This window comes from Escherichia sp. WS1450 (assembly GCF_046487395.1).
GTDB lineage: Bacteria > Pseudomonadota > Gammaproteobacteria > Enterobacterales > Enterobacteriaceae > Escherichia > Escherichia coli.
The window spans coordinates 1-7,979 of the sequence record NZ_JBJQJO010000054.1; the positions used below are offsets into that span (position 1 = coordinate 1).

General features: G+C 50.3%; 12 protein-coding genes and 3 pseudogenes. 14 read left to right on the forward strand and 1 reads right to left on the reverse strand.

Going from position 1 to position 7,979, the window contains the following annotated elements; translation table 11 throughout:
* Positions 1–110: 110 nt before the first annotated feature.
* The 14 genes and pseudogenes from ACJHYR_RS26270 to ACJHYR_RS26335 all read left to right on the forward strand — a co-directional run.
* Positions 111–500: pseudogene (locus ACJHYR_RS26270) on the forward strand (hypothetical protein); the annotation flags it as partial.
* Positions 501–519: 19 nt separating this feature from the next.
* On the forward strand, positions 520–1,266 hold the full coding sequence (gene traX / locus ACJHYR_RS26275) for a conjugal transfer pilus acetylase TraX (RefSeq protein ID WP_000205764.1): 747 nt from the start codon (positions 520–522) through the stop codon (positions 1,264–1,266).
* A gap of 53 nt (positions 1,267–1,319) precedes the next feature.
* Positions 1,320–1,880, forward strand: coding sequence for a fertility inhibition protein FinO (locus ACJHYR_RS26280; RefSeq protein ID WP_001567328.1), 561 nt, complete (start codon positions 1,320–1,322; stop codon positions 1,878–1,880).
* A 135-nt stretch (positions 1,881–2,015) separates the two neighbouring features.
* Entirely contained in the window at positions 2,016–2,228 is a 213-nt protein-coding gene (locus ACJHYR_RS26285) for a hypothetical protein (protein ID WP_032303448.1), read from the forward strand.
* A 245-nt stretch (positions 2,229–2,473) separates the two neighbouring features.
* Complete coding sequence (locus ACJHYR_RS26290; protein WP_059328048.1) at positions 2,474–2,935, forward strand: thermonuclease family protein; 462 nt, start codon at positions 2,474–2,476, stop codon at positions 2,933–2,935.
* Positions 2,936–2,980: 45 nt separating this feature from the next.
* A complete protein-coding gene (gene hha, locus ACJHYR_RS26295) occupies positions 2,981–3,190 on the forward strand; it encodes a hemolysin expression modulator Hha (RefSeq protein ID WP_001299729.1) in 210 nt (69 codons plus the stop codon).
* A gap of 38 nt (positions 3,191–3,228) precedes the next feature.
* Positions 3,229–3,731 (forward strand): annotated as a pseudogene (locus ACJHYR_RS26300) (DUF2726 domain-containing protein).
* Between the two features lie 280 nt (positions 3,732–4,011).
* Entirely contained in the window at positions 4,012–4,161 is a 150-nt protein-coding gene (locus ACJHYR_RS26305; RefSeq protein WP_001312851.1) for a Hok/Gef family protein, read from the forward strand.
* 283 nt (positions 4,162–4,444) lie between these two features.
* On the forward strand, positions 4,445–4,693 hold the full coding sequence (locus ACJHYR_RS26310) for a replication regulatory protein RepA (protein WP_000083837.1): 249 nt from the start codon (positions 4,445–4,447) through the stop codon (positions 4,691–4,693).
* 245 nt (positions 4,694–4,938) lie between these two features.
* Positions 4,939–5,013: a RepA leader peptide Tap gene (gene tap / locus ACJHYR_RS26315; protein ID WP_032144212.1), complete on the forward strand. Its 75-nt coding sequence runs from the start codon at positions 4,939–4,941 to the stop codon at positions 5,011–5,013.
* Positions 5,006–5,863, forward strand: a complete 858-nt coding sequence (gene repA / locus ACJHYR_RS26320) for an incFII family plasmid replication initiator RepA (RefSeq protein WP_029400224.1) — start codon at positions 5,006–5,008, stop codon at positions 5,861–5,863. Before tap ends, repA begins: the two co-directional genes overlap by 8 nt.
* A 963-nt stretch (positions 5,864–6,826) precedes the next feature.
* A complete protein-coding gene (locus tag ACJHYR_RS26325) occupies positions 6,827–7,078 on the forward strand; it encodes a type II toxin-antitoxin system Phd/YefM family antitoxin (RefSeq protein WP_001132900.1) in 252 nt (83 codons plus the stop codon).
* A complete protein-coding gene (locus ACJHYR_RS26330; protein ID WP_000222760.1) occupies positions 7,075–7,362 on the forward strand; it encodes a type II toxin-antitoxin system RelE family toxin in 288 nt (95 codons plus the stop codon). Before ACJHYR_RS26325 ends, ACJHYR_RS26330 begins: the two co-directional genes overlap by 4 nt.
* Positions 7,363–7,465: 103 nt before the next feature.
* Positions 7,466–7,786, forward strand: a pseudogene (locus tag ACJHYR_RS26335) (serine acetyltransferase); the annotation flags it as partial.
* A 15-nt stretch (positions 7,787–7,801) separates the two neighbouring features.
* Here the strand turns inward: ACJHYR_RS26335 and ACJHYR_RS26340 are convergent.
* Positions 7,802–7,979, reverse strand: a 178-nt coding sequence (locus ACJHYR_RS26340) for an IS1 family transposase (RefSeq protein ID WP_000663719.1), incomplete at its 5' end; no start/stop codon positions are given.

Genomic DNA, 7,979 nt, shown 5'->3' on the forward strand with positions numbered 1-7,979 from the left:
TTTATTATGGTGATCCCCTGGGCGAAATGCGCCTGGTAAGCAGAGTTTTTGAAATGTAAGGCCTTTGAATAAGACAAAAGGCTGCCTCATCGCTAACTTTGCAACAGTGCCTCCCGGACAACAGCGTCCAGCCGGGTGCCGGAAATGGCGAACCGGTCACGGCAGAGGTACTGGCACAGCGGCAGGCTGAAGAGGCTATCCGCCGTGAAACGGAACGCCGCGCAGATGAAATTGTCCGTAAAATGGCAGAGAACAAACCTGACCTGCCGGATGGCAAAACAGAGCTGGCTGTCAGGGAAATTGCCGGGCAGGAGCGTGACCGGGCTGCCATAACTGAACGGGAAGCCGCGCTGCCGGAGAGTGTACTGCGTGAACCACAACGGGAACGGGAAGCGGTCCGCGAGGTTGCCCGGGAAAACCTGCTGCAGGAGCGTCTGCAGCAGATGGAGCGGGATATGGTTCGTGACCTGCAGAAAGAGAAAACCCTGGGCGGAGACTGATACAGGAAGATAAACGCTGATGACAACGGATAACACGAACACGACACGTAACGATTCACTGGCTGCCCGGACCGATACCTGGTTGCAGTCATTGCTGGTCTGGTCCCCCGGACAGCGGGATATCATCAAAACGGTGGCACTGGTGCTGATGGTACTGGACCATGCAAACCGCATTCTGCATCTGGACCAGACGTGGATGTTTCTGGCCGGGCGTGGAGCCTTTCCGCTTTTTGCCCTGGTGTGGGGGCTGAATCTGTCCCGCCATGCGCATATCCGGCAGTCGGCCATTAACCGGCTGTGGGGATGGGGTGTGATTGCCCAGTTCGCGTATTATCTGGCCGGCTTTCCCTGGTATGAGGGGAATATCCTGTTTGCCTTTGCAGTTGCGGCACAGGTGCTGACGTGGTGTGAAACGCGCAGTCTGTGGCGTACTGCAGCGGCCATTCTCCTGATGGCACTGTGGGGGCCTTTGTCCGGCACCAGTTACGGTATTGCCGGGCTGCTGATGCTGGCAGTCAGTCACCGGCTGTACCGGGCGGAAGACAGAACGGAACGTCTGGTGCTGGTTGCATGCCTGCTGACTGTGATTCCTGCGCTTAACCTTGCCACCAGTGATACAGCGGCGGTGGCCGGCCTTGTGATGACGGTGCTGACCGTTGGCCTGGTGTCCTGTGCAGGGAAATCATTACCCCGTTTCTGGCCCGGGGATTTTTTCCCGACTTTCTACGCCTGCCATCTGGCTGTGCTGGGCGTTCTGGCACTGTAAAGGGTGTGGTATCTTTGACCGTAAAGGATGATTCGTCAGAGGCAGAACACAGCATGACAGAGCAGAAACGACCGGTACTGACACTGAAGCGGAAAACAGAAGGAGAGACGCCTGTCCGCAGCCGGAAAACCATCATCAATGTCACCACGCCACCAAAATGGAAGGTGAAAAAGCAGAAACTGGCCGAGAAAGCGGCCCGGGAAGCAGAGCTGGCGGCAAAAAAAGCGCAGGCCAGACAGGCGCTGTCCATTTATCTGAACCTGCCCTCACTGGATGAGGCCGTGAATACCCTGAAGCCCTGGTGGCCGGGATTATTTGACGGTGACACGCCCCGGCTTCTGGCCTGCGGTATCCGGGACGTGTTACTGGAAGACGTGGCGCAGCGGAATATCCCGCTCTCGCATAAAAAACTGCGCAGGGCGCTGAAGGCCATCACCCGTTCAGAAAGCTATCTGTGTGCCATGAAAGCCGGTGCCTGCCGGTATGACACGGAAGGGTATGTGACGGAGCATATTTCTCAGGAGGAGGAAGCGTATGCGGCAGCGCGTCTGGATAAAATCCGCCGCCAGAACCGGATAAAGGCAGAACTTCAGGCCGTGCTTGATGAGAAATAAAAAGGCCTCCCCGAAAGAGTGAGGAGGCTGAAACAATAAGGCTTAAAAGGAAATAACTTCCGTACCCGAAAGGAAGCCAGTCCACTGAATTATTTACCACAATAATACTGACGACTAAAAGGGAGGAGCAGAAAAATGAATGGATTCAGAAACAGTTCACGGAACGGTCAGGTCTGGCGTTACCAGCGTGCCGGCGGGCGGGCCGTTATTCTGGAGGTCAGTGGACGCTGGATGGAAGCGGCAGAAGCATGGCGACGGGCTGCCTGCATAGCTCCCCGGACAGACTGGCAGCAGTTTGCCCGGAAAAAGGCTGAACACTGCCACCGGCGCTGCCGGGGAAGGGTGTAATGAAAAAAGCAGCCTTCATTACACCAGAAGTCAGAAGGCTGAAAGGAGTTTATGAGATTTGCTTTTTTTAATATCCGGTCGGGCAGTATGACCGGACAGTTCTGAGTAGCACAGAGTTTTTTCCGTATTAAGTCGTGATTTTATATTTTGTGATTTATTTCACAAAATAAGGTGTTATTCATTGTGTGCTGCAATGTTCAGGATGCCTGAAATACAGGTGCCATTTATCTGATATGGAGAATAACATGATGAAATATATTCCACTGGTATTATTTATCTTTTCATGGCCGGTATTGTCTGCAGATATTCATGGACGGGTTGTTCGTGTACTGGACGGTGATACCATCGAGGTCATGGACTCACGGAAGGCGGTGCGGATCAGGCTGGTAAATATTGATGCACCGGAAAAGAAACAGGATTATGGCCGGTGGTCAACAGACATGATGAAATTACTGGTCGCAGGAAAAACGGTTACCGTCACATATTTTCAGCGAGATCGTTATGGTCGTATTCTCGGGCAGGTTTATGCACCAGACGGAATGAATATTAATCAGTTTATGGTCCGGGCCGGGGCTGCCTGGGTATATGAGCAGTACAACACAGATCCCGTGCTGCCTGTCCTTCAGAACGAAGCCAGACAACAAAAACGTGGGCTCTGGTCAGATGCTGATCCGGTTCCCCCCTGGATATGGAGGCACCGTAAATAAAGCGATGGCAATCCTATCATTCATCTGTTCTCAGCGGGAATAAAAATGGCAAAAACAAAACAGGAATGGCTGTATCAGTTACGGCGATGTTCATCAGTCAATACGCTGGAAAAAATTATTCATAAAAACAGAGACAGTTTATCAAACAGTGAACGTGAGTCATTTAATTCAGCAGCAGACCACCGGTTAGCGGAATTAATCACCGGAAAGTTATATGACAGGATACCAAAAGAGATATGGAAATATGTAAGGTAATAATTCAGCAATAATTAATTGCCAGGAGCAGATAAATAATGAAGTTGATTATTTTTATTCTCATTGTTCTGATTATTGCAGCGTTACTTATCCGGATTATCCTCAGAAGTGTAAATCAGCATTCTCCTTTGCTGATGCAATTGCATACGGCAGGTATACGGACCGGTGATGCAGAGCGAATACTGTCCAGCGGTGGTATCTGTGTCCGCAGGTACGGGTCGCGGATATCGTCCAGCTGAACGGGAATATCCGGCCACGATCACGCCAGTGGTGGCAGTTATTCAGGATGGTGTCTCAGTGGCATGTTGATGTGGTTATCGTTGAGCGGCGTTCGTTCAGTATTGTTGCAGCAGTAGAGCTGGATGATGCCAGCCATTTACGACCGGAACGCAGACGCCGGGATATTCTTCTGGAAGAGGTTCTGAGGCAGGCTGGTATTCCGTTGCTCAGAAGCCACGATGCCAGAAAACTGCTGCAGATGACCGGAGAATGGCTGAATACAACAGGGGCTGATCAGCAGTCACCGGAACATCGTAGCTGACGCCTTCGCGTTGCTCAGTTGTCCAACCCCGGAAACGGGAAAAAGCAAGTTTTCCCCGCTCCCGGCGTTTCTGCAATAAAAACCGGGGGCATGGAGATCGTCGTAACCAGACAGGAATGTGGTATTATCGCGGCGGGTGTCTGAGCCTTTCTGGTTCAGGCAAGACGCAGGTACCAGAAATGCGAAGACCCCACTCGTTAATCCATTAACTCGTGAGGTCTGCATGAAGTACCTTAACACTACTGATTGTAGCCTCTTCTTTGCAGAGAGGTCAAAGTTTATGACGAAATATGCCCTTATCGGGCTGCTCGCCGTGTGCGCCACGGTGTTGTGTTTTTCACTGATATTCAGAGAACGGTTATGTGAGCTGAATATTCACAGGGGAAATACAGTGGTGCAGGTAACTCTGGCCTACGAAGCACGGAAGTAAGCTGCCGGGCGGGGACGGAAGTCCCCGCTTTCCGGAAGTGTGAGGTATTTCAGGGGCAGACACCCGACATGCCAGAAACAGCCGGTCCCGCCCGGGGCCGGCATCCATGTTAAGGCATTTCCTGTTTTTCAGTCATTTCATCATCAAAATCACATTAAACGGTCGTAATCAGACATGATTTGTGCGCCAACACAGATCATCATCACAACTTTCAAGTCGCTGATTTCAAAAAACTGTAGTATCCTCTGCGAAACGATCCCTGTTTGAGAATTGAGGAGGCGAGATGTCGCAGACAGAAAATGCAGTGACTTCCTCATCAGGTACAAAGCGAGCATACCGAAAAGGTAATCCTCTGACGCTTGCAGAACGTCAGCAGGCATCTCTGGCAAGAAAACGTGCCACACATAAAGAACTCAGAGTGTTCATTCCTGCTGCGTTAAAAGCGCAATTACAGGAGATGTGTGACGCTGAAGGTGTTACTCAGGCTGAGATGATTGCTGAACTGATAAAGCAGAAGAGTGCTTTCAGCTAACTAAAATGTAGCGACATCACATTCTTGCCTGTTTCTGGTGTGCGTGATAGATTGCTGATCGTTTAAGGAATTTTGTGGCTGGCCACGCCATAAGGTGGCAGGGAACTGGTTCTGATGTGGATGTACAGGAGCCAGAAAAGCGAAAACCCCGATAATCTTCTTCAACTTTGGCGAGTACGAAAAGATTACCGGGGCCCCATAAAACCGCATAGCCAACAATTCAGCTATGCGGGGAGTATAGCTATATGCCCGGAAAAGTTCAAGACTTCTTTCTGTGCTCACTCCTTCTGCGCATTGTAAGTGCAGGATGGTGTGGCTGATCTTCAACAAACGTATTACCGCCAGGTAAAGAACCCGAATCCGGTGTTTACACCCCGTGAAGGTGCCGGAACGCTGAAGTTCTGCGAAAAACTGATGGAAAAGGCGCTGGGCTTCACTTCCCGTTTTGATTTCGCCATTCATGTGGCGCATGCCCGTTCGCGTGGTCTGCGTCGACGCATGCCACCGGTGCTGCGTCGACGGGCTATTGATGCGCTGCTGCAGGGGCTGTGTTTCCACTATGACCCGCTGGCCAACCGCGTCCAGTGCTCCATCACCACACTGGCCATTGAGTGCGGACTGGCGACGGAGTCTGCTGCCGGAAAACTCTCCATCACCCGTGCCACCCGTGCCCTGATGTTTCTGTCAGAGCTGGGGTTGATTACCTACCAGACGGAATATGACCCACTTATTGGCTGCAACATTCCGACCGACATCACACTCACACCGTCGCTGTTTACCGCCCTCGATGTGTCAGAGGATGCGGTGGCCGCCGCGCGTCGCAGTCGTGTGGAATGGGAAAACCGACAGCGTAAAAAGCAGGGGTTGGATGCGCTGAGTATGGATGAGCTGATAGCGAAGGCCTGGCGTTTTGTGCGTGAGCGTTTCCGCAGTTACCAGACAGAGCTTAAGTCCCGGGGAATAAAGCGTGCCCGTGCGCGTCGTGATGCAAGCAGGGAACGTCAGGAAATTGTCACCCTGGTGAAACGGCAGCTGACACGTGAAATCTCAGAAGGGCGCTTCACTGCCAATCGTGAGGCGGTAAAACGCGAAGTGGAGCGTCGTGTGAAGGAGCGCATGATTCTGTCACGTAACCGTAATTACAGCCGGCTGGCCACAGCTTCCCCCTGAAAGTGACCTCCTCAGAATAATCTGGCACGCGCCGGAGGCATTCGCACGCCTGAAGCCCGTCAGTGCACAAAAAATCAGCACCACATACAAAAAACAACCTCACCATCCACCTTCTGGAGCATCCGGCCCCCCCTGTTTTCGATACAAAACACGCCTCACAGACGGGGAATTTTGCTTATCCACATTAAACTGCAAGGGACTTCCCCATAAGGTTACAACCGTTCATGTCATAAAGCGCCAGCCGCCAGTCTTACAGGGTGCAATGTATCTTTTAAACACCTGTTTATATCTCCTTTAAACTACTTAATTACATTCATTTAAAAAGAAAACCTATTCACTGCCTGTCCTGTGGACAGACAGATATGCACCTCCCATCGCAAGCGGCGGGCCCCGACCGGAGCCATTTTAGTTACAACACTCAAATACAACCGCCAAGAAAACCCCGGTCCAGCGCAGAACCGAAACCACAAAGCCCCTCCCTCATAACTGAAAAGCGGCCCCGCCCCGGCCCAAAGGGCCGGAACAGAGTCGCTTTTAATTATGAATGTTGTAACTACGTTGTCATCGCTGTCAGTCTTCTGGCTGGACATATCGTGTACACGCTCGTAAGCGGCCCTAACGGCCCGCTAACGCGGAGATACGCCCCGACTTCGGGTAAACCCTCGTCGGGACCACTCCGACCGCGCACATAAGCTCTCTCATGGCTGACAGCGGGCATGGCTTAGCAGGGCGGGGATGGGTAAGGTGAAATCTATCAATCAGTACCGGCTTACGCCGGGCTTCGGCGGTTTTACTCTTGTGCCATATGTAGCTACATTATACCGCCTTCCATGCCGCTCACGCGGCATCAGAACAATAAAACCAGCATTAAATGTATTTGCAAAAGTATGAGTAATACAGACTTGTTAACCGGTCCTTTCAGAGGTATCTTTAAGACTTGTTAAACAGTCTCAAAGGTACGTTATGCCTAACATCATTCTGTCTGACACCAGTGCAAGTGTCAGTGAACTGAAAAAAAATCCTATGGCTACAGTCAGTGCCGGAGATGGTTATCCTGTCGCCATTCTTAACCGGAATCAACCGGCATTCTACTGTGTGCCAGCGGAACTCTATGAAAGGATGCTTGATGCGCTGGATGACCAGGAACTGGTGAAACTGGTTACTGAACGCAGCAATCAGCCACTGCATGATGTGGACCTGGACAGTTATTTATGACTTATACAGTAAAATTCAGGGATGATGCGCTCAAAGAATGGCTGAAACTGGATAAATCCATTCAACAGCAGTTTGCGAAAAAACTAAAGAAATGCAGCGAAAATCCTCATATTCCTTCCGCAAAACTGCGTGGATTAAAAGACTGCTACAAAATCAAACTTCGCGCATCGGGGTTTCGTCTGGTCTATCAGGTTATTGATGACATGCTAATTATTGCGGTTGTCGCGGTAGGTAAACGTGAACGTAGTAACGTTTATAATCTCGCCAGTGAGAGAATGAGATAGTTATCTTTAAAGCTGACTGATATTACTTTAAAAGTATTTCTGATAGTTATGTTATTTTATTCCACAATACAGAATATTTTCTTTATTCTTTAAGGTCGTTTTTATGATGAAAAATCCATTAGCTTATTTTCATATTGCCACCTTTTTATTGTCAGGTAAAAGTCGTAATCTGTCAGAATACTGGAAAGCCGAAGTCATCATGCGGGATAAGTTTGTCTTACACCGCCTGATAAGAAACGGGTTGCAGAGACAACGAGGCTTTCTGATGTGGTGGCGCCTGGCCAATGAGATGTTTATCTCTGGAAACCAAAAACAAAGGAAATGTGCGATAAAGATAAAAAATGCACTTATGGAACGGTATGGATGTGATATCGGCCTGAGCGCGCGGATTGGTAAAGGCCTCATGTTACCTCATCATGCAGGAGGTAATGACTCCAACTTATTGATAGTGTTTTATGTTCAGATAATGCCCGATGACTTTGTCATGCAGCTCCACCGATTTTGAAAACGACAGCGACTTCCGTCCCAGCCGTGCCAGGTGCTGCCTCAGATTCAGGTTATGCCGCTCAATTCGCTGCGTATATCGCTTGCTGATTACGTGCAGCTTTCCCTTCAGG

Excerpts from the sequence above, each read along its gene's own strand:
- ACJHYR_RS26330 (WP_000222760.1), top strand. The coding sequence starts at position 7,075 with ATGACTTATACAGTAAAATTCAGGGATGATGCGCTCAAAGAATGGCTG.
- ACJHYR_RS26325 (WP_001132900.1), top strand. The coding sequence starts at position 6,827 with ATGCCTAACATCATTCTGTCTGACACCAGTGCAAGTGTCAGTGAACTG.
- ACJHYR_RS26290 (WP_059328048.1), top strand. The coding sequence starts at position 2,474 with ATGATGAAATATATTCCACTGGTATTATTTATCTTTTCATGGCCGGTA.
- traX (WP_000205764.1), top strand. The coding sequence starts at position 520 with ATGACAACGGATAACACGAACACGACACGTAACGATTCACTGGCTGCC.
- hha (WP_001299729.1), top strand. The coding sequence starts at position 2,981 with ATGGCAAAAACAAAACAGGAATGGCTGTATCAGTTACGGCGATGTTCA.
- ACJHYR_RS26285 (WP_032303448.1), top strand. The coding sequence starts at position 2,016 with ATGAATGGATTCAGAAACAGTTCACGGAACGGTCAGGTCTGGCGTTAC.
- ACJHYR_RS26310 (WP_000083837.1), top strand. The coding sequence starts at position 4,445 with ATGTCGCAGACAGAAAATGCAGTGACTTCCTCATCAGGTACAAAGCGA.
- ACJHYR_RS26305 (WP_001312851.1), top strand. The coding sequence starts at position 4,012 with ATGACGAAATATGCCCTTATCGGGCTGCTCGCCGTGTGCGCCACGGTG.
- ACJHYR_RS26280 (WP_001567328.1), top strand. The coding sequence starts at position 1,320 with ATGACAGAGCAGAAACGACCGGTACTGACACTGAAGCGGAAAACAGAA.